This window comes from Pseudomonas sp. I2 (assembly GCF_040984075.1).
In the GTDB taxonomy this organism is placed as follows: Bacteria; Pseudomonadota; Gammaproteobacteria; order Pseudomonadales; family Pseudomonadaceae; genus Aquipseudomonas; species Aquipseudomonas guariconensis_B.
On record NZ_JBCGFQ010000059.1, the window covers coordinates 1 to 24075 of the forward strand.

Genomic DNA, 24075 nt, shown 5'->3' on the forward strand with positions numbered 1-24075 from the left:
TGGTCAAGCACTGGAACGTCAGGCCGCAGAACATCCTCGGCTACAGCACCGACCCTGCCATTCCCAGCCGTTTCGGGCTGAAGAACAAGAGCGACCATGGGATCGACATGTTGGTGTATGTGCCGCCACCACCGTCGATGAAGGTGAGGAATCCGACTACCCAGGCTATGCGTCATCACATCGATGGTTTGAAGGGAACAGCGCCGGTGGAAGAGATGCGCTTTGAAGAAGGAACGTTGTTGGTGATCGAGGTGAAAACGACGCTGGGGAAGAGTAAAACGCCAAGCCTTCTCAAAACTCAACAGGTTGGCGGAGCGAAGAATATCCGACGAGTAGATACGCTTATCACCAAAAAGAAAAGAGGCTGGGACCTCGAAAAACTAAAAGCAAATCAGCCAGATATCGAATCCAGAACACAGGGTCTTCGCGACGCCATGAGAACTGGAAAGATTGCATACCTTCACGCACAAATCTTCTTCAGCCCAAACGGCCAACTAAACAAAATTGCAGGAAACGCCACCGGCATCCAGATAAATAAATGGGACTAACATGAAACCAATAGACCGCTTAAAAAAAAGCCTCAAAGACACTCCAGAGTGGGCAGCTAGCGATTTACCACTGCAAACCTATAGAATACTCGACTACATAGATGGGAAAGAGATTATTGCAATTGCCTGCGATGAAATATTCAGAATAGGCATGAACGACATTGGAAAAAGTCTTCTGATGGCGACTCAGGCTCCAGGTTCAGAACCTACTGAAACTCTAGCTTCCGCCATACGAAAAATATTGTTAGCGAACGCCATCATAATACATGACCTAAAAGAAACCAACAGACTCGGCCTTGATGACCTAGATGGAATTACTCATGTAATTCTGACTGCATTATCCACCGGCCAATTCAATTTGATAGAACCCCTCCATAGAGCTGTTTTTGCAGGACTTGAAAACGGTTATGGTGTTAGTGACGGACATGACTTGCCCATTGGCACCACCCTGCGCTACGCCGCCTTCGGCCTGACCATCATCGGCGACTGGCTCGGCAAACCGCTCGACCTCGACAAACATGCCCTACCCCGCGACCCCGCCTGGGGCCAACTGGTCGCCCACTGGCGCGAGCCCGATCCCGAGAAACTGCTCCCCGTTCTACTCTCCGCCTGCGATACCCATGTCGAGCGCATCGCCCTGACCTCCCGCGAACTCGACTCCGGCAACTTCGAATTCGGCTCCCCCTTCGAAGCGGTCTACCCCGCCGAAATCCTGGCCATCCTCAACCTGCGCCGCTCCTTGGGGCTGACCAACCCTTTCATCGATCACCCGTTGATGAAAACGCCCTACGCCGCACTGACCTGCCCGCCAGGAACGCGCTTCGAAAAAGATGAGCTGCTCGAACGTTTCCTGTTGGCCGCTCGAAAATACGACCCCGAGGCTGTTCCAGAGGGTCTCTATGAAGCCGTGCTGCAAACAAACTCGGCAAGCTGAGCATGGCCGGTCTAGAAACGCTGCGCCAGGGTGTGCGCAACGGCGCACTGCCCGTGCCCGATGGTTTGAAGGGAATGGCGCCGGTAGAAGAGATGCGGGTTGAAGAAGGAACGTTGCTGGTGATCGAGGTGAAGACGACGCTAGTAAAACACCAACTTTTCTAACTACGCAGAAAGATGGGGGAGCCGAAAATCTGCTGCGCATACAGAACCTTATTAATCGCAGCCAGAAAGACTGGAGCACAAAAAACTAAAAGAAATTCATCCAGATTTCGAGACTCGCCCAGAAACCATTAGCGATGCCCTGAGAGCGAACAGAGCAACCTATCTCCATGCACAAGTTTTCTTTGACTCGACCGGTCGAATGAACACGTTAGCCGGCAGCAGCACAGGCATTCAGATAAACAGGTGGGATTAACATGAAGACCAAGAAGAAAAACCGTTTGGCAATCAGCCTAAAAGAAGTCGATGACTGGGCGAACGATGCGCTCCCTCTCCACCCAGAAAGAATAGAAAACTACATCGACTCCGGCGGTACGATTGCGATTGCATGTGATGAAATCTTCAGAACTGGAATGAACGAAATAGGGAAAAGCCTACAACTCACCTTGCAAGAAAATCATTCAGCACATAAGAGACTATTAGCGTCTGGATCTTTAAAAATGTTGTTGTCCGATAGCATTACAATTCAGGACTTAAAAAGTACTAAAAGAGTCGGCGTCGACAATCTAGATGGTATTACTGAGATTATGTTGTGTGCATTGGCCACAGGCCAATTCTGTCTGATCGAGCCCTTCCACCGGGTTGTTTTCGCAGGCCTTGAGAGCGGCTACGGGGTTCGCGATGGACATGATTTACCCATTGGCACCACCCTGCGCTACGCCGCCTTCGGCCTGACCATCATCGGCGACTGGCTCGACAAACCGCTCGACCTCGACAAACATGCCCTACCCCGCGACCCCGCCTGGGGCCAACTGGTCGCCCACTGGCGCGAGCCCGATCCCGAGAAACTGCTCCCCGTTCTACTCGCCGCCTGCGATACCCATGTCGAGCGCATCGCCCTGACCTCCCGCGAACTCGACTCCGGCAACTTCGAATTCGGCTCCCCCTTCGAAGCGGTCTACCCCGCCGAAATCCTGGCCATCCTCAACCTGCGCCGCTCCTTGGGGCTGACCAACCCTTTCATCGATCACCCGTTGATGAAAACGCCCTACGCCGCACTGACGTGCCCGCCAGGAACGCGCTTCGAAAAAGATGAGCTGCTCGAACGTTTCCTGTTGGCCGCTCGAAAGCACGACCCCGAGGCTGTTCCGGAGGGTCTCTATGAAGCCGTGCTGCAAACGAACTCGGCGAGGTGAACACGACGCTGGGTAAGAGCAAGACATCTGGGTTTCTGAAGACCCAAGCGGTCGGAGGTGCTGAAAATTTGCAACGAATTCAGGAGCTGATCAAAAAAGATAAAGGCGCATGGCAGTTAGACAAGCTGCAAGACTACGATCCCGATTTTTTGGAAAAAGTACAGACTATTGCAGCGTCCACAAGATCGGAAAAATCCCAACACGTCCACGCACAGTTTTTTCGACACAAAGGGGAACCCCAGCAGGCTAACCACCCCAGCCAACGGCATACAGATAAATCTCTGGAACTAGCCATGATAAGAAACCGCTTGCAACGCAGCCTACGATCTTTAGATGGCTGGGCTACTGACAAACACCTTTACCAGCCCATTAGACTTGACAACTATATTGCAGGCACCTCCGACTTGGGACTGGCTTGTGATGACTTATTCAGGCTGGGACTTATTGAAATCAAGAAAGGTCTTTTACAGGCTCCTAAAGGCATGACATCACTAGCCCAGAAAAACATAATAGCCGGAACAATCCGAATGATTGTTAGCGATGCCACTCTAATTGAGCTACTTAAAAACACCAAGCAACCAGACACTGACTCCCTTGATGGTATAACCCATCTCATGCTATGTGCCGTTGCAACTGGACAGCATCAATTTATAGAGCCTTTTCATAGCACTGTTTTCAAAGGGCTGAATAACGGCTACGGGGTTCGCGACGGTCACAACTTACCCCTCGGCACCACCCTGCGCTACGCCGCCTTCGGCCTGGCCATCATCGGCGACTGGCTCGGCAAACCGCTCGACCTCGACAAACATGCCCTACCCCGCGACCCCGCCTGGGGCCAACTGGTCGCCCACTGGCGCGAGCCCGATCCCGAGAAACTGCTCCCCGTTCTACTCGCCGCCTGCGATACCCATGTCGAACGCATCGCCCTGACCTCCCGCGAACTCGACTCCGGCAACTTCGAGTTCGGCTCCCCCTTCGAAGCGGTCTACCCCGCCGAAATCCTGGCCATCCTCAACCTGCGTCGCTCTTTGGGGCTAGCCAACCCGTTCATCGATCACCCGTTGATGAAAACGCCCTACGCCGCACTGACGTGCCCGCCAGGAACGCGCTTCGAAAAAGATGAGCTGCTCGAACGTTTCCTGTTGGCCGCTCGAAAGCACGACCCCGAGGCTGTTCCGGAGGGTCTCTACGAAGCCGTGCAACACCTCCCTACGGAGCACTAAAAATGTCCAGACAAGGTGCAATTCGAAAGGGCGACTCCCACTCGGGCGGTGGCCAGATGACCGAGGGCAACGGCGTGCTCATCGATGGTCGTCGACAATGCGTGTTGGGAGACCGGGCCCAATGCGCGCTGCATGGCGGCCCGTTCGCGCTAGTCTCCAGCGGGGACAACAGCGTGCTGTTCAACGACACGCCGCTGGCATTCGAACCTGCTGAGCTGGCTTGCGGCTGCCGGGTTTCGTCCTCCTGTGCAGCCGGCCATGCCAAAGGATGAGGTTGTGCTGACGGCCACCATCGCAGGCCCCCCGCGACAGGCCGGAACAGGCAACGTCCCTACCCCAGGAACAACCGATACGCCGGGTTCTCGGTCTCGTCCCAATACCGATACCCCATGTCCTCCAGCGCCTGGGGCAGCCCCGGCAGCTCTTCCATCGGCACCTCCAGCGCAGCGAACACCCGTGCCTCGGCCGCGCCGTGGTTGCGGTAGTGGAACAGGCTGATGTTCCAGCGCTTGCCCAAACGCTCCAGGAAACCCAGCAAGGCGCCGGGCCGCTCAGGGAACTCGAAACGCAGCACCCGCTCCTCGGCGCCCGGCGCGGCGTGGCCGCCGACGGTATGGCGCACGTGCAGCTTGGCCAGCTCGTTGTCGGTCAGGTCGAGCACCTCGTAGCCCTGCGCGCGTAGGCTGGCCAGCAACTGCTCGCGCGGGTCGTGTTGTGGGTGGGTCTGCACGCCAACGAACAGCCGCGCTTCCTTGCCCGGGTAGTAGCGGTAGTTGAACTCGGTGATCTGGCGCTTGCCCAGGGCACGGCAGAAAGCGCGAAAGCTGCCTGGGCGCTCGGGGATGGTCACCGCGATGATCGCCTCGCGCTGCTCGCCCAGCTCGGCGCGCTCGGCCACATGGCGCAGGCGGTCGAAGTTGACGTTGGCACCGGAGTCGATGGCGACCAGGGTCTGCCCCTGCACGCCTTCGCGGGCCACGTAACGCTTGATGCCGGCGACCGCCAGGGCGCCGGAGGGTTCGGTGATCGAACGGGTGTCGTCATAGATGTCCTTGATCGCCGCGCACAGCTCGTCGCTGCTGACCGTGATGACCTCGTCGACGAAGTGGCGGCACAGCTCGAAGCAGTGGGCGCCGACCTGGGCCACCGCCACGCCATCGGCGAACGTGCCGACCTGCGGCAGGATCACCCGCTCGCCCGCGGCCAGGGCGGCCTGCAGGCAGTTGGAGTCCTCCGGTTCGACGCCGATCACCTTGACCTCGGGGCGCAGGTACTTGACGTAGGCGGCGATGCCCGCCACCAGCCCACCGCCGCCGACCGGCACGAAGATCGCATCCAGCGCGCCCGGGCGCTGGCGCAGGATCTCCATGGCCACGGTGCCCTGCCCGGCGATCACGTCCGGATCGTCGTAGGGCGGCACGAAGGTCGCGCCTTCGCTGTCGGCCAGCTGCAAGGCATGGGCCAGGGCGTGGGGAAAGCTTTCGCCATGCAGCACCACCTGGCCACCGCGCGAGCGCACGCCCTGGACCTTCAGTTCTGGCGTGGTGGTGGGCATGACGATGGTCGCCCGCATGCCCAGGTGCGACGCCGCCAGGGCCACGCCCTGGGCGTGGTTGCCCGCCGACGCGGTGATCACCCCGCGCTGGCGCTGGGCCGGGCTCAGGCGTGAAAGACGGGTGTAGGCGCCGCGGACCTTGAACGAGAAGGTCGGCTGCAGGTCCTCGCGCTTGAGCAGCACCTGGTTGCCCAGGGTGGCCGACAGCGCCGGGGCCGGTTGCAGGGGCGTCTCGATGGCCAGGTCGTACACGGGGGCAGCGAGAATGCGCCGGACCTGCTCCGACAGCAGTTGCTGGGGCGTGGCCGGAGTACGGGGGCTGACGTTGAGGTTGGTCATCGATGACTCCTGGGGGTTGTTCAAGTGCCCGGGAGTCAGAGAGAAAGAACCCGCCTCCAGGGCGGGTTCGGTGCAAGTACGCGCTAGCCCGCCAATCCGATAATGGCGGTAATAATGCTGAGGGCGCGAAGTTGCGGGAAGGTATTCATGGTCGGGAAACTTATCCCGGCGCCCGGCATGAAGTCAACAGCCTTTCGCCGCTTCCTGAGCCGAGACCGGCACGTCGAACACTTTGTCGAACCCCCACTGGAAGACGAACGCATAGACGAAGAAGAACACGAACAGCGCCAGGTTGGTGACCAGCGCCGCCCACAGGCTGATGTCCAGCCAGTAGGCCACCAGCGGCAACAGGATCAGCACCAGCCCACCCTCGAAACCCAAGGCGTGCAGCAAGCGGCGCAACAGGGTACGGCTGCGCTTGCGCTGGCGCGCCTCCCAGCGCTCGAAGGCCCAGTTGAAGGCCATGTTCCAGCTCATGGCGATGCCCGACATCAGGATCGACAGCACCGTCGACTGGGCCATGCCGGCCCCGAACGCAAGCTCCAGCGCCGGTGCCACGCACGCCACGGCGATGACCTCGTAGAGAATGGCCTGGACGATCTTGCGGGCCTTGCCTTGCATGTAGCGTTTCCTCCAGAAAAGCCACACGTTACAAGCTACGGGCGACAAGTAAAAGCGCGAGTGTGGATGCCATTGCACATGCATCACATCCTTGGCGGCGTCTCGACGTCCTGATTGGACAACCCCAGCATCGCCTGCTTGTATCTAACACCTACAAAGCAAGACGCAATCGTACAACTTCGGACAAGGAATCGGACGGAGGAACGAGACGATGCCCCACACCGTCATGATGGTATTCGGTACCCGCCCCGAAGCGATCAAGATGGCCCCACTGGCCCGTGTCCTGCGCGAGTGGCCCGAGATCGACCTGCATATCTGCTCCACCGGCCAGCACCGGGAAATGCTCGAGCAGGTCCTGGACGCCTTCGGCCTCTCCGTCGACCAGGACCTGAAGGTGATGACCCGCAACCAGACCCTCAACGGCCTGGCCCGCGACCTGCTGGACAAGCTCGAGCAGACCTACGCGCAGATCCAGCCGGACATCGTGCTGGTCCACGGCGACACGACCACCAGCTTCATCGCCGCCCTGGCTGCGTTCCACCGGCACATCCCCATCGGCCACGTCGAGGCCGGGCTGCGCACCGGCAACCTGCAGCAACCCTGGCCGGAGGAAGCCAACCGACGCCTGACCGGGGTGCTTGCCGACCTGCACTTCACCCCCACCAGCAAGTCCGCCGACAACCTGCTGCGCGAAGGCGTGCCGGCCACCCATGTGGAGATCACCGGCAACACGGTGATCGACGCCCTGCTGTGGATGCGCGACCACCTGACCCAGACCGCCTGGAAGCCTGCCAGCGACTCCCCGCTCGCCGTGCTGCGCGACGACCAGCGCCTGGTGCTGATAACCGGCCACCGCCGGGAAAACTTCGGCGCCGGCTTCGAGCGCATCTGCCTGGCCCTGGCCGAGCTCGCCCTGCGCTACCCGGACGTACAGTTCGTCTATCCGGTGCACCTCAACCCGCACGTGCAACAGGCCGTCTACGGCGTGCTTTCGCACCAGCCGAACATCCACCTGGTCGCCCCCCAGGACTACCAGCACTTCGTCTGGCTGATGGACCGCGCCTACCTGATCCTCACCGACTCCGGCGGCATCCAGGAAGAAGCCCCGGCCCTGGGCAAGCCGGTGCTGGTGCTGCGCAAGGTCACCGAGCGCCCGTCGGTGCTCGAAGGCGGCACGGTCAAGCTGGTCGGCACCCAGACCGAGCGCATCGTCAGGGAAACCAGCCAGTTGCTCGACGACCCCCAGGCCTATGCGCAAATGGCCAGGGTCTTCACGCCCTTCGGCGATGGCCATGCCAGCGAACGCATCGCCGAACGCCTGGGCCGCTGGTTCGTGGAGCGCGACAGCGGGCGAGACGACGCATGAGCCTGGTCTTCATCGACATCCTCACCTATGTGCTGTTCGGCCTGAAACTGCTGGCCATCGTCCTGGCCACGCTGATGTTCCTGCTCGGCCTGGACGACCTGTTCATCGACATCTGCTACTGGGGACGCAAGCTGATCCGGCGCTTTCGCATCTACGACAAGTTCGAGAAAGCCGACGAGAAACGCCTGTTCGAGGTCGCGGAGAAACCCCTGGCGATCATGGTCCCGGCCTGGAACGAGGTGGGCGTGGTCGGCGAAATGGCGCGCCTGGCCGCCTCGACCATCGACTACGAGAACTACCAGATCTTCGTCGGCACCTACCCCAACGACCCGCAGACCCAGGCCGACGTCGACGCCGTGTGCCTGCACTACCCCAATGTGCACAAGGTGGTCTGCGCACGCCCCGGCCCCACCAGCAAGGCCGACTGCCTGAACAACATCATCGACGCCATCCTGCGCTTCCAGCAGGACGCCCGCATCGAGTTCGCCGGCTTCATCCTGCACGACGCCGAGGACGTGATCTCGCCGATGGAGCTGCGGCTGTTCAACTACCTGCTGCCGAACAAGGACATGATCCAGATCCCGGTGTACCCCTATGCGCCGGAGTGGAAGGGCTTCACCGCCGGGCACTATGTCGACGAGTTCGCCGAGAACCACGGCAAGGACGTCATCGTCCGCGAGGCGCTGACCGGCCAGGTGCCTAGCGCCGGCGTCGGCACCTGCTTCAGCCGACGCGCCATCGGTGCCCTGCTCGAGGACGGCGACGGCATCGCCTTCGACGTGCAGAGCCTGACCGAGGACTACGACATCGGCTTTCGCCTCAAGCAAAAGGGCATGAAATGCATCTTCGCCCGTTACTCCATCACCGACCCGGCGCTGGCCCTCGAACAGCCATGGCGCCCGGGCATGAGCCGCGAGTTCGCCCAGGTGATCTGCGTGCGCGAGCACTTCCCCCGCGACTGGCAGCACGCGATCCGGCAGAAGTCGCGGTGGATCGTCGGCATCGTGTTCCAGGGCACCAGCAACCTGGGCTGGAGCCGCAAGGGCGCGCTCAACTACTTTCTCTGGCGCGACCGCCGCGGGCTGTTCGCCTACCTGCTGAGCTTCCTGGTCAACCTGTTGCTGCTGGTGCTGCTGGCCATCTGGCTGGTGACGGTGATCGCACCGCAGTCCTGGCGCTTCATGTCGATCCTCGGCGACAGCCGGCTGCTCTCCACCCTGCTCTGGCTCAACGGCCTGCTGCTGGTCAACCGCCTGTTCCAGCGCGGCTGGTTCGTCACCCGCTACTACGGCATCGGCGAAGGCCTGCTGTCGGCACCGCGGATGATGTGGAGCAACTTCGTCAACTTCTTCGCCAACCTGCGGGCCCTGCGCCAGGTCATGGAGATGGGCGACTCGCGACGGGTCGCCTGGGACAAGACCACCCATGAGTTCCCCGCCCTCGCCTCGCCGGCACGTACCCCCCTGGGCCAGCGCCTGGTGGCCAAGGGCCTGATCACCGACGAGCAACTGCAGCAGGCGATCACCAGCCCGGTGCGCCGGCGCCTGGGCCGCGAGCTGCTGTTGCGCGGTTGGCTGACCAGCGAGCAACTGGTCGAGACCCTGGCCGAACAACTGGACCTGCCCTGGGCACCGCTCAACCCGTTCAAGATCCCCCCTGAGCTGATCGCCAAGCTGCCACGGCGGTTGGCCACCCACTATGGCGTGCTGCCGGTGGACGAGGATGGCGACACCCTGGTGCTGGCCAGCGAAAGCCCGGTCAGCCAGGTTTCCCTGGGGGTCATCAGCCGCCAGCTCAAGCGCCCGGTGCGCTGCCGCCTGGCACCCCAGGGCCGGGTCACCCTCGGCCTGCGCCACCACTACCCCAGCCCCTGGCAGACGGCGCAGACCCAGGCGATGCTCGCAGTCCTGGCGCAGCACCAGGACGACGCCGAGCTGCTGGAGAAGGTCAGCGTGCACCAGGTCATGCTCGGCGCCTTGCTGCAGGTACGCGGCATGGTGCCAGTACCCCTGTTCAACCAGGCGCTGATCGACTTCGATCCGGAGCGCATGAGCCTGGGCGAACACCTGATCGCTCGCGGCATCATCACCGAACAGGTGCTCGAACAGGCCCTCGCGGAACAGGCCAGCGAACAGCAGGCCGCCTATGACCTGACCCGGGAGGTGGCATGAAGCCCCGTCTCGCCCTCCCCCTGGCCGGCCTGTTGCTGTGCACCTCCGCCCTGCCCACCCTGGCCGCGCCCATGAGCGATTTCCAGCGTTTTCGCAGCTACCCCTTCATGGAGCGTGGCTACCGTGAGGCCCAGCGCGACAACTGGCAGGAAGTCGAACGGCTGACCCGCCACGTGCTGGAGCGGGTCCCCAACAACGACGAGGCCCGCGCCCTGCTGGCCGAGGCCCTGGCGCACCAGCGCCGCTACAAGGAGGCCCAGGCCATCGCCGAGCAGCTCGCCAACAACCCCGACTATGCAGACGCCCTGCTGGAGCTGCGCCTGACCTGGATCGAACAGGACCCACCCGCGGCCAGCCAGGTGGAAGGCTGGATCGCCGACAGCGCCGGCAACCAGCGGGTGCGCCTGTGGCAGGCCTACAGCCTGAGCCTGGCCAAGTTCGGTGGCGCCGGTCGAGCCCTGGACTGGCTCAACCACCTGCCGCCCCGTGACGACGGCATGGTGCTGCGCCTGACCCGCGCTACCTTCGCCGAGCAACTGCGCAACTGGAGCGAAACCATCGAGCAATTGCAGCCGCTGGCCGACCAGGGCCAACTGAGCACCGAGGACTGGCAGCGCCTGGCCAATGCCTACGTGCAGCAGCTCGATGAAGAAGGCCTGGAGAAGCTGCTGGCCAGCGCACCGTCCGAGCGCATCGCCAACCAGGCCCGCCTGGCCATGGCCAACCGCGCCATCGCCGTCGGCCACAACCAGCAGGCCCAGCACTGGCTGCGCTCGCTGCCGACCGAACAGTTGCAGCAGCCCGAGCAGCGCCGTCAGCTCTGGGAGCTGGCCCGCGCAGGCAACGACGCCGCCCTGGTGCAACGCCTGAGCAACGCGCTGCAGCGGCCCTGCCTGGAAACCGTCGAGTGGCTGTCGCGTCGCGATCCGGGGTTGGCCCGCGAGCAGCTCAAGGGTTGCGCCGCCAGCGACGATCCGCGCGCCTACGCCGTGCTCCGGCAACGCCTGTACGGCGACCCGCCGCAACCCCGCACCGCGGCGCAGTGGGAGCAGCGCTACCGGCAGAGCGGCGACCTGGCCGCCCTCGAGCAGGCCAGTTTCATGCTCGTGAAACAGGGCCACAGCGAACGCGCCCGGCAACTGCTGGAACACGCCTACGACCGCCGCCAAGGCCGCCTGACACCTGGGCTGCTGCAGCGCCTGGGCAATCTGCATGCACGCGATGACACGCCACTGGATAGCCGGCGCGTGCTCAGCCTGGTCCCCCGGGTCGACCCCGCCACCCGCGCCCAATTGCTCGGTCGCCTGGCCGAAGCCGGCCAGTGCGACGCGGTGCGCCAGGCGATCCCCGCCACGCCCAGCGAAGTCGGCCAGTACCGGGCCCTGGGCCGCTGCGCCATGCCCGGGCAGCCAGGCGAGGCCGTGGTCTACTACCAGGCCGCCGAACGCCTGGGCGACCGCAGTAGCCGCCTGCCCCTGGCCTATGCCCTGGAGGCGGCCGGCGACTCCGAGGCGGCCGTGCCGATCTGGCGCAGCCTGCCGGACAGCGAATGGACCGACAACGCCCGCATGACCGCCGCCCGCGGCGCCCTCGACCTGGGCGATGCCGACAGCGCCCGCCGCCACTGGGACGCCACCGCGCACCGCAGCGCCGACGACTGGGCGCTGGGCGCGGCCATCGCCCAGCGCCAGGGCGAGCCAGCCACTGCCCTGGACTTCCAGCGCCAGGCCCTGCGCCACCAGCCCCGTGCCGATCACTACTACGCCGCAGCCAACACCGCGCAACAGGCCGGCGACAGCGCCCAGAGCAGCGCCTGGCTGGCCGAGGCCGTACGCCTGGCGCCGGACCAGCCGCGCTACCGCGCCGACCATGGCATGCGCCTGGCCGGCTCGGCGGACAAGCAGCAACGCCGCGCCGCCATCCCCTACCTGGAACAGGCCACCCGCGACTTTCCCGAGGACTACCGCATCGGCGAGACCCTCGCCCTGCGCTACGCCGAGGCCGAGGACAGCGCCGCCGCCCGCCGCGAGCTGCGCCGGGTCATCGACGTGGAGGAGCACCTGGTGGACGGCGATGACGAGCAAGGCAGCCTGGAGGCACGTCAGTACCGCCAGCGCCGCGCCCACGAGACCCTGTCGCGACGCGACAGCATCACCTTGGCCAGCACCTGGTCGCCGGCCGGCACCTCGACCAACGACAACTTCCGCGACAGCGGCCGCACGCAGCGCAGGGCCCAGTCGCAGAACGTCCAGCTGGCCATGTGGGACCATGCCCTGGGCGAGGAACCCAGCCGCAATGGCAGCACCTTGTCGGTCTATGGCCGGGTGCTGTTCGGCGGCCAGAGCCGTACCGACTACGCCCAGAGCCTGGGCACCGGCGTCGGCCTGCGCTACAAGCCGTTCGGTCAGGCCAACCTCAACCTGTACGCCGAGCTCTATCACCAACGGCAGGTCGAAGACAGCCACTACGGCGGCCTGAGCCTGGGCGAATTGCTCAGCCCGGCGAAGGTCGGTGGCAACTGGGGCGACTTGCGCCATCACGCCGAATCGAGCAACGACCTGCTGCTACGCGCCACCGCCTCGTTCCTCGACCAGGGCGCCTGGCGCAACGACTGGCGCATCGACGAGGACCAATGGAACGAACGCTTCCTCTACCTCGATGCCGCCTGGTGGACCCGCGCCGGCGACCATGCCTGGCTGTCGCGCTACCAGCAGGGGCACGCCTGGAAACTGCCCGGCAACTCACCGCAAACCCTGATGCCCTATGGCCTCCTCGAATTCGCCAGCCAGGACCCGAGCAACGACTGGCGCCAGGACCTGCGTACCGGCGTAGGCGTGCGCTGGCAGTGGTGGTTCGACGACGACCGCTACAACGCCTACCGTGGCTCGCTGAAAGTACGCGCCGAATACCAGCAGTCGCTGGGCGGCAACCTCTACGAGCGCGCCAACGGCGTGCTGCTGGGTGTGGAGATGACCTTCTGATGCGCACCTTCCTGGCTACCTGCCTGCTCGCGCTGTGCCTTGCGGCGCAGGCCGACCAGCGCCTGTTCTACCAGCCGCTCAACCGCGATGCGGCCCTGACCCCCGCCCAGTGGCAGCAACTGTGGCAGGCCACCGTGGCCCAGGGCGGCAAGACCCTGATCGTGCAGTGGAGCGCCTACGGCGACAGCGATTTCGGCGGTGCCCAGGGGTGGCTTGCGAACAGCCTGCGCGAGGCCCGGGCCCAGGGCCTGGAGCTGGTACTGGGCCTGTACATGGACCCTGCCTACTACTCGCGCCTGGAAGCGCTCGACGGTGACGGCCTGGGCGCCTACTGGAAGGCCCAGCTGGGCCGCTCGCTGGGCCAGTACCAACAGGTGCGTGCCACTTGGGACCTGGCCGTGGCCGGCTGGTACCTGCCCCTGGAGCTGGACGACCTGCACTTTCGCGATGCCGCCCGTCGCGAGGCCCTGTACCGCCAGTTGCAAGCCTTCAACCGCCGGTTGGACAAGCCCCTGCACCTGAGCGCCTTCAGCGCCGGGCACCTGTCACCGCGGGTCAATGCCGCCTGGCTGGACCAGTTGGCCGGCCTGGGCTTGACTGTCTGGTGGCAGGACGGTGCCGGCACCGCGCGGCTGCCGCCGCTGGTGCGCCAGGGCTATGAGCAGGCGCTGCCCTGCCGCGTCGGGATCGTGCGCGAAGCGTTTCGCCAGGTGAGCGCGGCCGGCCAGCCATTTCGCGCAGAGCCGGCCCAGCCCGCGTTGGCCGGTGGCTGCCATGCCGAGGCGGTATTCGCCCTGCGCTATCGACCCTGGGCACGTGGCCTGCTACCCCTGCGATGAGTGCCTGCGCCACTGGTTTGCCAACGGGTGGGAGTCGCCAGCCGATCATGTTCAGCACCATCGAAGAGCACGTGCGCAAGCAGGTCGCCCCCGCCGCCCTGCGTGCCGAGTTCCGCCAGCGCGAATTCGAGGCCATGCACAGGTTCTGCCTGCTGATCTTCTGCGTGAGCATCGGCGTCTGGCTGGTTTTCGACCTGATCGTCAGCTACCTCGGCGGCCAGGGCTTCACCTGGCGCTCGGGGCTGTTCATCGGCCTGCTGTGCTGCCTCACCGTGGTGCTCGGCTTCACCCGCAAAAGCCATCACTTCGATGTGCTCAACCTGGTGTTCATCGCGGTCATCACCCTGGCCATGCGCCTGGTGATCGAAGGCATTCCCATCGCCCTGCGCCCGGTGTGGCTGGTGCTGGGCGTGTCCACCGTGCTCTACAGCGTCTCGGTGCTGCCGGTACGGGGCTGGTCGTTCTTCTGCGCCGTGGCCATCACCTGGCTGCTGCTCAATCCGTTCTATCACACGCGCATCGAGCTGCTGGAGCTCGAAGGCGCCATGCTGCTGAGCTACGCGGTGTTTCTCAGCGGGCTGGTGAGCTACAGCTACCTGCGGATGCGCCAGGCCAAGCTGCACAACTTCTACCTGTCCAAGGTGCTGCTGGAGCAAGCCTACGTGGACGCCCTCACCGAGCTCCCCAACCGCCGCGCGTTCATGCTCAGGGTCGAGCGCCAGTTGCGGCTCGCGGCACCGGGGCAGTTCCTGGCGATGATCGATATCGACAATTTCAAGCAGGTCAACGACCGCTTCGGCCACGATATCGGCGACGAGGTGCTCAAGCGCGTGGCCGGGCACATCAGGGTGTCCATGGATGGCTATGCGTTCGCCCGACTCGGCGGCGAGGAGTTCGCCATTTTCTTCGAAGGGCTGGACCAGCAAGGCGCCGAACGGCAGGTCGCGGCGCTGTGCCAGCGCGTTCGCGAAGACCTGGGTGGACACCCCGTGACCGTCAGCATCGGCCTGACACCGGTCGATAGCGGCGATACCCTGAGCATGGCGCTGGTGCGCGCGGACCAGGCGTTGTACCAGGCCAAGCGCAGTGGCAAGGATCGGTTCGTAGCGTTTTCAAAAGCTTTGCGTTCCGGCCTCTAGTACACCGTTCGGCTTGGTAAATGCTGGGGCGCGAAGCGGCTCCCAAAAGCCTTGACTGGCCGGCACAAGAACACACCGGCGCCCCGCTACCCGGCAGGCAGGCGAATCCTGAACTGCGCCCCGCCCAGCGCCGACTGCGCCACGGTCAGGCTCCCCCCCTGCCCTTCGATGGCTCGCCGGCTGATCGCCAGGCCCAGCCCGAAGCCACCGGTACTGCGGTCGCGGCTGCGATCCAGGCGGTAGAACGGCTGGAAGATCCGCTCGCGCTCCTCGGGCGGGATGCCGATACCGTCGTCCTCCACGGTCAGCAGGCAAGCGCCGTCCTCCTCCAGGCGCAAGCGCAGCAGCAGGCTCTCGTCGCAATAACGCAAGGCGTTGCGCACCAGGTTCTGCACCGCCCGGGCGGTCAGCCGTGGGTCGAGCACGAAGCGCGGCAGGGTGCCCTCGGCGCGAACCTCCCACTGGATACCCCGCCCATCGAGCTCCTCAGCGAAACCACCGAGCACGCTGTCGACCAGCTCCAGCAACGAGACCTCGACCCGCTCCCGCGCCTGGTCGGCATTCTGCAGGCGGCTGTACGACAGCAGTTCGAGCACCAGCTCATCCAGTTCGCGCACATGCCCCACCAGTTCCAGCAGGCGCTTGCGACTGGCTGGCGGCACCTCGTCGAACAACAACACCAGGCCGAAGTCCAGGCGCGTCAGCGGCGTGCGCAGCTCGTGGGACACCGCATTGAGCAACTCGCGCTGCTGGTTGACGTGACGCTCAAGCTCGCTGGCCATGGTGTCGAACACCCCGGCCAGTTCGCCGATGTTCGAGTGCGGCGAGATGTGCGTGCGCTCCGACATCTGCCCCTGCCCCAGGCGCCGGGCGGTTTCCTTGAGCCGTTCCAGGTCGCGCCAGTGCGGCCATACCCAGAGCAGCAGGCAGCCGAGCATCGCCGCCCCGATCAGCACGGTGACGCCCCAGGACAGCACGTCGATGTCCAGCGGGTCCGGGGGCGAGTGCAGGCGCACCAGCCAGTCCTTGTCCAAAGGTGCCAGCACCGTTTCGTAGTAGCCCCAGTCGCCGATGCGCACCGCGTGCAGGCCATGCTGCAGGCGTGCCAGCTCCGCCGTGCCCAACTCGGCCTGGTCCATGCGCAGCAGCTCGACCTGCAACGGCGCGAAGGCCGACGCCAGGTCCTGCGCCACCGAGGGCCACTGCTCGCGCGGCGCCTGGTGGAACTGCCGCACGATCAGCGACTGCACGCCCTTGGCCTGCTCCAGGTTGTAGGCCATGAAGCGCTCGTGGAAGGCGCCGACGATGGCATCGGGGATCAACAGCAAGGCACCGGCATAGGCGACGATGATCACCAGGTACAGGCGCACCAGGATCTTCAGCATGGCGCGTCAGTACTCCCACTCGACCCGGCTGAACAAGTAGCCCTTGCCCCACACGGTCTTGATCTTGCGCGCCTCGCCGGCGTTGTCGTCGAACTTGCGGCGCAGCTTGGAAATGGCCACGTCCACCGAACGGTCGGTGCCGTTGAACTCGATGCCGCGCAGTTGCTGGAGAATCCGGTCGCGGCTGAGCACCTCGCCGGCGTTGCGCGCCAGCACCACCAGCAGGTTGTATTCGCCGCTGGACAGCTCCACCTCTTCGCCGCGCCAGGTGACGCTGCGCTCGGCCAGGTCGATGCGCAGCCCGCCGACCTGGATCAGGTCGCTGTCCAGGCGCGGCTCGTTGACGCTGCTGCGGCGCAGCAAGGTGCGCACCCGGGCCAGCAGCACACGCGGCTCGCAGGGTTTGGTGACGTAGTCGTCGGCGCCCATCTCCAGGCCCAGCACCTGGTCGTGGCTGTCGTCGCGAGCGGTCAGCATGAGGATCGGCAGGCTCTGCGACACCTGGCGCAGCAGGCGGCACACCTGCAGGCCGTCCAGGCCCGGCAGCATCAGGTCGAGCACCACCAGATCCGGCTTCTGCCGGCGGACTTCGTCCAGGACGTGATCGCCACGGGCGATGACCTGGACGTGGAAGTCGTTGCGTTGCAGGTAACTGGCGATCAGCTCGGACAGGGCGCTGTCGTCTTCGACCAGGAGGATGTTCGGCATAAGCGGTTTGACAGAACGGAAAAGACAGGCAGGATATAGAATCCTACGCACGGGCAGGACTCTCCTTCACACTTTTTCACACTCGTCCTACAGGTCTTCACAGGCGCCAAGGGAACGGCTGCCGTAGCATACGCACGCTCATCAACGGAAGATCCGCATGCCTACCTACCATCCCCCTCGCCTGCGCCCCGTGGCGCTTGCGGCACTGCTGGCGCTGCTCCTGGCCGCCTGCGACGACACCGCCGAACAGGACGCACCGGCGCCCATGCCGCACGTGCGCGTCGAAACCGTACAGCTCCAGCCGCTGGCCATCAGCACCGAGCTCAGCGGTCGCCTCCTCGCGCCGCGTACCGCCGAGGTGCGCGCACGGGTGGCCGGCGTGGTGCTCGAGCGGGTGTACCGCGAAGGCAGCGACGTCAAGCAGGGCGACGTACTGTTCCGGATCGATCCGGCATCGTTCAAGGCCGACCATGACAGCGCCCGTGCCACCCTGGCCAAGGCCGAGGCCAACCGGTACCAGGCACGCCTCACCGAGCAGCGCTACCGATCGCTGGTCGACGACAAGGCGGTCAGCCGCCAGGAGTACGACAACGCCCGTGCCGCCTTCCTCCAGGCCGACGCCGAGGTAGCCCAGGCCAAGGCCGCCCTGGAGCGGGCCCGCCTGAACCTGGGCTACGCGACGGTCACCGCACCGATCTCCGGGCGCATCGGCCGGGCCCTGGTCACCGAGGGCGCGCTGGTCGGCCAGGACGGCAGCACGCCGCTGGCGGTCATCCAGCAACTGGACCCGATCCACGCCGACGTCAGCCAGTCGACCCGCGAGCTCAACGCCCTGCGCCGGGCGATGCGCGCCGGCGAGCTGGAGCAGGTCGGCCAGGGCCAGGCACGGGCGACCCTGGTCCAGGACGACGGCAGCGCCTACCCGCTGCCGGGCACGCTGCTGTTCTCCGACATCAGCGTCGACCCGAGCACCCACCAGATCACCCTGCGCAGCGAGTTCCCCAACCCCGACCTCGACCTGCTGCCCGGCAGCTACGTGCGCGTGCGCCTGGAGCAGGCCGTGCAGCCCAAGGGCATCAGCGTGCCGCAGCGCGCCATCCTGCGCGACAGCGCCGGGGTGCCCAAGGTGCTGGTGGTCGATCGCCAGGCGCGCATCGGCGAACGCCAGGTGCTGCTGGGCAGCGCCCAGGGCGATCGCTGGATCGTCAGCGAGGGCCTGGCCCCTGGCGAGCGCGTGGTGATCGAAGGCCTGCAGCACGTCAAGGTCGGCGACCAGGTGCAGGTCGACGCCACCGGCGATGCGCTCCCCATCGTCCAGCACAACGGCCAGTGAGGGCCTGACCCATGCCGCAGTTCTTCATCGACCGCCCGGTGTTCGCCTGGGTGGTCGCCCTGTTCATCCTGCTCGCCGGTGGCCTGGCCATGCCCCAGTTGCCAGTGGCCCAGTACCCCAACGTGGCGCCACCGCAAGTGGAGATCTACGCCGTCTATCCCGGCGCCTCGGCGTCGACCCTGGACGAGAGCGTGGTCAGCCTGATCGAGCAGGAGCTCAATGGCGCCGACAACCTGCTGTACTTCGAGTCCCAGAGCAGCCTGGGCAGCGCCACCATCACCGCCACCTTCGCACCGGGCACCCACCCCGACCTGGCCCAGGTGGACGTGCAGAACCGTCTCAAGGTGGTCGAGTCGCGCCTGCCCCGCGCCGTGACCCAGCAGGGCCTGCAGGTGGAGAAGGTGTCCACCGGCTTCCTGCTGCTGGGCACCCTCACCTCCGAGGACGGCAGCCTGGACGAAACCGCGCTGTCCGACATCCTGGCACGCAACGTGATGGACGAGATCCGTCGCCTCAAGGGGGTGGGCAAGGCCCAGTTGTATGGTGCGGAACGCGCCATGCGGGTGTGGATCGACCCGCGCAGGCTGGTCGGTTTCAACCTCACGCCCGACGACGTCGTCGACGCCATCGCCGCGCAGAACGCCCTGGTGGCGCCGGGCAGCATCGGCGACCTGCCCGGCCGGGCCAGCCAGGAAATCACGGCCAACGTGGTGGTCACGGGGCAGTTGAGCAGCCCCGAGCAATTCGCCGCCATCGTCCTGCGCGCCAACCCCGATGGCGCCACCGTGACCCTCGGCGACGTCGCCCGGGTGGAGATCGGCGCCCAGGAGTACCAGTACGGCACCCGCCTGAACGGCAAGCCGTCCAGCGCCTTCAGCGTGCAGCTGGCGCCGGGTGCCAACGCCCTGGAGACCGCGACCCTGGTGCGCGAGAAGATGGCGCAGCTGTCGCGCTACTTCCCGGACGGTGTCCGCCATGACATCCCCTACGACACCTCGCCCTTCGTCAAGGTGTCGATCCAGCAGGTGATCAGCACCCTGTTCGAGGCCATGCTGCTGGTGTTCGCGGTGATGTTCCTGTTCCTGCAGAACATCCGCTATACCCTGATCCCCACGCTGGTAGTGCCAGTGGCCCTGATGGGCACCTTCGCGGTGATGCTGGCCATGGGCTTCTCGGTCAACGTGCTGACCCTGTTCGGCATGGTCCTGGCCATCGGCATCCTGGTGGACGATGCCATCGTGGTGGTGGAGAACGTCGAGCGGATCATGGCCGAGGAAGGCCTGCCGCCGAAGGAGGCCACACGCAAGGCCATGGGCCAGATCAGCGGGGCCATCGTCGGCATCACCCTGGTGCTGGTGGCGGTATTCCTGCCGATGGCCTTCATGAAGGGTTCGGTGGGGGTGATCTACCAGCAGTTCTCCCTGTCCATGGCAGTGTCGATCCTGTTCTCGGCGTTCCTCGCCCTGAGCCTGACCCCGGCCCTGTGCGCCACCTTGCTCAAGCCGCTGGCCAAGGGCGAGTACCACACGCGCAAGGGCTTCTTCGGCTGGTTCAACCGGCGCTTCGAGGGCATGAGCAACGGCTACCAGCGCTGGGTGGCCCATGCCCTGGCGCGCAGCGGACGCTACCTGCTGGTGTACGGCGTGCTGCTGGCAGCGCTCGGCTATGGCTTCAGCCAGTTGCCGACGGCCTTCCTGCCCACCGAGGACCAGGGCTATACCATCACCGATATCCAGTTGCCGCCTGGTGCCAGCCGGGTACGGACCGAGCAGGTGGCCGCGCAGATCGAGGCGCACAACGCCGAGGAGCCTGGGGTGGGCAACACGACCCTGATCCTGGGGTTCAGTTTCTCCGGCAGCGGGCAGAACGCGGCGCTGGCCTTCACCACGCTCAAGGACTGGTCCGAGCGCGGCGCGGGCGACAGCGCCCAGGCGATCGCCGAGCGCGCCACCACGGCCTTCAGCCAGTTCAGGGATGCCGTGGCCTACTCCGTGCTGCCGCCACCGGTGGATGGCCTGGGCGAATCGACCGGCTTCGAATTCCGCCTGCAGGACCGGGGCGGCCTGGGCCATGCGGGGCTGATGGCGGCCCGTGACGCACTGCTGGCCAATGCGCGCAAGAGCAAGGTGCTGGTCAACGTGCGCGAAGCCTCCCTGGCCGAGAGCCCGCAGGTGCAGCTTGAGGTCGACCGGCGCCAGGCCAACGCCCTGGGCGTGTCGTTCGCCGATATCGGCGCGGTGCTGGATACTGCCGTCGGTTCCCGCTACGTCAACGACTTCCCCAACCAGGGGCGCATGCAGCGGGTGGTGGTGCAGGCCGAGGGTGACCAGCGCAGCCAGGTCGAGGACCTGCTGCAGATCCACGTGCGCAACAGCAGCGGCAAGATGGTCCCGCTGGGTGCCTTCGTCCAGACCCGCTGGGTCAGCGGCCCGGTGCAACTGACCCGCTACAACGGCTACCCAGCGGTGTCGATCTCCGGCGAGCCGGCGCCCGGCTACAGCTCCGGCGAAGCCATGGCCGAGGTCGAGCGCCTGGTGGCGCAGCTACCGGCAGGCGCTGGCCTGGAGTGGACCGGCCTGTCGTTGCAGGAACGCCTGTCGGGCAGCCAGGCGCCCTTGCTGATGGCGCTGTCGCTGCTGGTGGTGTTCCTGTGCCTGGCGGCGCTGTACGAAAGCTGGTCGATCCCGACCGCGGTGCTGCTGGTGGTACCGCTGGGCATGCTCGGCGCAGTGCTGGCGGTGACCCTGCGCGGCCTGCCCAACGACGTGTTCTTCAAGGTCGGCCTGATCACCTTGATCGGCCTGTCGGCGAAGAACGCCATCCTGATCATCGAGTTCGCCAAGCACCTGGTCGACCAGGGGCATGATCCACGCGACGCCGCGATACGGGCCGCACGCCTGCGCCTACGGCCGATCGTCATGACCTCGCTGGCCTTCATCCTCGGCGTGGTGCCCCTGGCCATCGCCAGCGGCGCCAGCTCGGCCAGCCAGCAGGCGATCGGCACAGGGGTGATCGGCGGCATGCTCAGCGCCACCCTGGCGGTGGTGTTCGTACCGGTGTTCTTCGTGGTGGTGATGCGTGTGGCCGGGTATCGGCGGGAGCGCGGGAACGCGGCAACGGCCAGCGAAAGCTGACTGGACAAGCGCCAGATGACATGGGAGGGTTCCAGATCTTAATTGCCTGGAACCCTTTTCATGTCAGTTGCCCTGCCTCCCTGCTCCATCCTGATCCTCGCTGGCGGCCGCGGCCAGCGCATGGGCGGCCGCGACAAGGGCCTGGTGCCCTGGCACGGCGAGCCACTGGTGGCCCATGTGCAGCGGGTGGTACGGCCACTGAGCGACGACTTGATCATTTCCTGCAACCGTAACCAGCAGGCCTACGCTGCCTATGCCGACCAGTTGGTGGGCGATGCCGATCCGGACTTCCCCGGGCCGTTGGCCGGGGTGATCGCTGGGCTTGCGGTGGCGCGGCATGAGTGGGTGGTGGTGCTGGCCTGTGATGCCCCTCAGGTGGACGACGCGTTGATCGAGGGTCTGCTGCGGCTAGCGGTCGAGCATGACAGTGCGGCCATGGTGCGTCAGGGAGGTTATTGGCAGCCGATGTTCAGTGTGATACCGAGGCGGTTGCTGCCCCTGCTGGAGCAGGCCTGGCGGGCGGGTGAGCGGAGTTTGCAGAAAGCCCTGCTGCAGGCGCCGATACAAGGGCTGGAGTGTGCGCAGGAGGATGGGCGGTTGAGCAATTTCAACAGCCCGGAGTGGTTGCGCTGACAGGGCGAACCGTTGCCGCATCCAGATTCGCGGGCAAGCCCGCTTCCAGCCAGATGCTTCAGCGCTGCGCCATGCCTGGCGCACCACCCAATTCCTCGATACTGATCTCACGCATCCTGAACTTCTGCACCTTGCCCGTCACCGTCATCGGGAACTCGTCCACGAAACGGAAATAACGCGGTACCTTGAAATGCGCGATCCGCGCCCTTGCCCATTCGCGCAACTCGTCCTCGGTGGCCGAATGTCCAGGATGGAAGCGGACCCAGGCAACGATCTCCTCCCCGTAGCGACTGCACGGAATACCAATCACCTGCACGTCGGCCACCGCTGGGTGGGTGAAGAAGAATTCCTCCAGCTCGCGCGGGTAGATGTTCTCCCCTCCGCGGATGATCATGTCCTTGCTGCGCCCGACGATACGCACATGGCCCTGCTCGTCCATCACCGCCAAGTCCCCGGTGTGCATCCAGCCGTCGACGTCGATGCTTTCGGCAGTAGCCTTGGGGTTGTTCCAGTAGCCGAGCATCACGCTGTAGCCACGGGTGCACAGCTCGCCGATCTGGCCGCGTGGCACGGTGTGGCCGTCGGCGTCGATGATCTTGCTCTCCAGCCGGGGCTGGGTACGCCCGACCGTGGTCACGCGCACTTCCAGGTCATCGTCCGGGCCGGTCTGCAGCGATACCGGGCTGGTCTCGGTCATGCCGTAGGCGATCTGCACCTGGGCCATGTGCATCTCGTCGATCACCCGGCGCATCACCTCGATCGGGCAGGTGGCGCCGGCCATGATCCCGGTGCGCAGGCTGGACAGGTCGAACTTGCCGCGTTGCGGGTGATCCAGCTCGGCGATGAACATGGTCGGCACGCCATACAACGCCGTGGCCCGCTCCTCGGCCACCGCGCGCAGGGTGGCCAGCGGGTCGAAGGCGTCGCTGGGGTAGATCAGGGTGCTGCCATGGGTGAGGCAGCCCAGGTTGGCCATGACCATGCCAAAGCAGTGGTACAGCGGCACCGGGACCACCAGGCGGTCATGCTCGGTCAGCCCCAGGCTCTCGCCGACCATGTAGCCGTTGTTGAGGATGTTGTAGTGGCTTAGGGTCGCCCCCTTGGGGAAACCCGTGGTGCCGGAGGTGTACTGGATGTTGATCGGGTCGTCCCAGTGCAACTGCCCCTGGCGTTCGGCCAGGGCCTCGGCGCTCACCTGCGTGGCCAGCGCCTGCAGCTCGGGCCAGGCGAGGAACCCGGCCGGCGGTGCACTGGCCAGGCTGACGACACCGCGCAGCTCGGGGAAGCGCTCGCAAGCCAGCGCACCAGGCTGGCCGGCGGCAAGGCCCGGTACCAGGCCCAGCAGCATGGCGTGGTAGTCGCAGGTCTTGAAGGCATCGGCGCAGATCACCCAGCGGCAGCCCGACTGGCCCAGGGCATAGTCCAGCTCGCTGACGCGGTAGGCTGGGTTGATGTTGACCAGGATCGCCCCGACCTTGGCGCTGGCGAACTGGGTGATGCACCACTGGGCGCAGTTCGGGGCCCAGATCCCCAGCCGGTCGCCCGGCTGCACGCCCAGGGCCATCAGCGCCCGGGCGTGCTGGTCGACGGCCTCGGCCAGTGCCTGCCAGGTGTAGCGCAAGCCCTGGTGGCGCACCACCAGGGCCTCACGCTCGGGGAAACGTGCGACGGTGGCGTCGAAGGCGTCACCGATGCATTGGCTGAGCAAGGCCTTGTCTGGATTGCCGTGGGTATAGCTTGGCTGGGTCATGGGCGCTCTCTTGTTGTTCTTGTGGCGGCTTCACCGGTTTTTCGCGACGGCTCGTCGCG

18 protein-coding genes and 1 pseudogene are annotated in these 24075 nt (G+C 65.3%); 14 read left to right on the forward strand and 5 right to left on the reverse strand.

Annotation, left to right across the window (positions count from 1 at the left end; all coding sequences use genetic code 11):
• The 6 genes and pseudogenes from WCE05_RS22700 to WCE05_RS22725 form a co-directional block, all read left to right on the forward strand.
• Window positions 1-548 (forward strand): annotated as a pseudogene (locus WCE05_RS22700) (hypothetical protein); the annotation flags it as partial.
• A 1-nt stretch (window position 549) separates the two neighbouring features.
• A complete protein-coding gene (locus WCE05_RS22705) occupies window positions 550-1482 on the forward strand; it encodes a hypothetical protein (protein WP_368816603.1) in 933 nt (310 codons plus the stop codon).
• A 2-nt stretch (window positions 1483-1484) separates the two neighbouring features.
• On the forward strand, window positions 1485-1646 hold the full coding sequence (locus tag WCE05_RS22710; RefSeq protein ID WP_368816604.1) for a hypothetical protein: 162 nt from the start codon (window positions 1485-1487) through the stop codon (window positions 1644-1646).
• 254 nt (window positions 1647-1900) lie between these two features.
• The gene (locus tag WCE05_RS22715; protein ID WP_368816605.1) at window positions 1901-2839 is read left to right on the forward strand and encodes a hypothetical protein; all 939 of its coding nucleotides are present in this window, start codon (window positions 1901-1903) and stop codon (window positions 2837-2839) included.
• A complete protein-coding gene (locus WCE05_RS22720) occupies window positions 2836-4062 on the forward strand; it encodes a hypothetical protein (protein WP_368816606.1) in 1227 nt (408 codons plus the stop codon). The genes WCE05_RS22715 and WCE05_RS22720 overlap by 4 nt, the downstream gene beginning before the upstream one ends.
• Before the next feature lie 2 nt (window positions 4063-4064).
• Complete coding sequence (locus tag WCE05_RS22725; protein WP_253104354.1) at window positions 4065-4334, forward strand: PAAR domain-containing protein; 270 nt, start codon at window positions 4065-4067, stop codon at window positions 4332-4334.
• 59 nt (window positions 4335-4393) lie between these two features.
• On the opposite strand, the gene ilvA is transcribed toward WCE05_RS22725, so the two are convergent.
• Complete coding sequence (gene ilvA, locus WCE05_RS22730; RefSeq protein ID WP_368816607.1) at window positions 4394-5956, reverse strand: threonine ammonia-lyase, biosynthetic; 1563 nt, start codon at window positions 5954-5956, stop codon at window positions 4394-4396.
• A 183-nt stretch (window positions 5957-6139) separates the two neighbouring features.
• Window positions 6140-6577: a PACE efflux transporter gene (locus WCE05_RS22735; RefSeq protein ID WP_225790684.1), complete on the reverse strand. Its 438-nt coding sequence runs from the start codon at window positions 6575-6577 to the stop codon at window positions 6140-6142.
• 211 nt (window positions 6578-6788) lie between these two features.
• On the opposite strand from WCE05_RS22735, the gene wecB reads away from it, so the two are divergent.
• From wecB to WCE05_RS22760, 5 genes are read left to right on the forward strand one after another with little or no spacing between them, the layout of a single operon-like run.
• Entirely contained in the window at window positions 6789-7943 is a 1155-nt protein-coding gene (gene wecB / locus WCE05_RS22740; RefSeq protein ID WP_253091542.1) for a non-hydrolyzing UDP-N-acetylglucosamine 2-epimerase, read from the forward strand.
• Window positions 7940-10114 carry a cyclic di-3',5'-guanylate-activated glycosyltransferase NrfB gene (gene nrfB, locus WCE05_RS22745; RefSeq protein WP_368816608.1) on the forward strand — a complete coding sequence of 725 codons (2175 nt, stop codon included), beginning with the start codon at window positions 7940-7942 and terminating at the stop codon, window positions 10112-10114. Before wecB ends, nrfB begins: the two co-directional genes overlap by 4 nt.
• On the forward strand, window positions 10111-13095 hold the full coding sequence (locus WCE05_RS22750; RefSeq protein ID WP_368816609.1) for a phage receptor: 2985 nt from the start codon (window positions 10111-10113) through the stop codon (window positions 13093-13095). Before nrfB ends, WCE05_RS22750 begins: the two co-directional genes overlap by 4 nt.
• Entirely contained in the window at window positions 13095-13934 is an 840-nt protein-coding gene (locus tag WCE05_RS22755; protein ID WP_225790688.1) for a DUF4434 family protein, read from the forward strand. The genes WCE05_RS22750 and WCE05_RS22755 overlap by 1 nt, the downstream gene beginning before the upstream one ends.
• Window positions 13935-13981: 47 nt before the next feature.
• On the forward strand, window positions 13982-15073 hold the full coding sequence (locus WCE05_RS22760; RefSeq protein WP_225790689.1) for a GGDEF domain-containing protein: 1092 nt from the start codon (window positions 13982-13984) through the stop codon (window positions 15071-15073).
• 86 nt (window positions 15074-15159) lie between these two features.
• Here WCE05_RS22760 and WCE05_RS22765 read toward each other — a convergent pair whose 3' ends face one another.
• Complete coding sequence (locus WCE05_RS22765; protein WP_253080099.1) at window positions 15160-16458, reverse strand: ATP-binding protein; 1299 nt, start codon at window positions 16456-16458, stop codon at window positions 15160-15162.
• A 6-nt stretch (window positions 16459-16464) separates the two neighbouring features.
• Window positions 16465-17166, reverse strand: a complete 702-nt coding sequence (locus WCE05_RS22770) for a response regulator transcription factor (protein ID WP_225790691.1) — start codon at window positions 17164-17166, stop codon at window positions 16465-16467.
• A gap of 157 nt (window positions 17167-17323) precedes the next feature.
• Here WCE05_RS22770 and WCE05_RS22775 point away from each other — a divergent pair, with 157 nt between their 5' ends.
• Genes WCE05_RS22775 through mobA form a run of 3 tightly spaced genes read left to right on the forward strand, consistent with a single transcriptional unit; the run spans window position 17324 to window position 22266 of the window.
• On the forward strand, window positions 17324-18499 hold the full coding sequence (locus WCE05_RS22775; protein ID WP_368816610.1) for an efflux RND transporter periplasmic adaptor subunit: 1176 nt from the start codon (window positions 17324-17326) through the stop codon (window positions 18497-18499).
• Window positions 18500-18510: 11 nt separating this feature from the next.
• Entirely contained in the window at window positions 18511-21633 is a 3123-nt protein-coding gene (locus tag WCE05_RS22780) for a multidrug efflux RND transporter permease subunit (RefSeq protein WP_368816611.1), read from the forward strand.
• A gap of 60 nt (window positions 21634-21693) precedes the next feature.
• Window positions 21694-22266, forward strand: coding sequence for a molybdenum cofactor guanylyltransferase MobA (gene mobA, locus WCE05_RS22785; RefSeq protein WP_368816612.1), 573 nt, complete (start codon window positions 21694-21696; stop codon window positions 22264-22266).
• 58 nt (window positions 22267-22324) lie between these two features.
• On the opposite strand, the gene WCE05_RS22790 is transcribed toward mobA, so the two are convergent.
• Window positions 22325-24016, reverse strand: a complete 1692-nt coding sequence (locus WCE05_RS22790) for a fatty acid CoA ligase family protein (RefSeq protein WP_368816613.1) — start codon at window positions 24014-24016, stop codon at window positions 22325-22327.
• Window positions 24017-24075 lie beyond the last annotated feature (59 nt).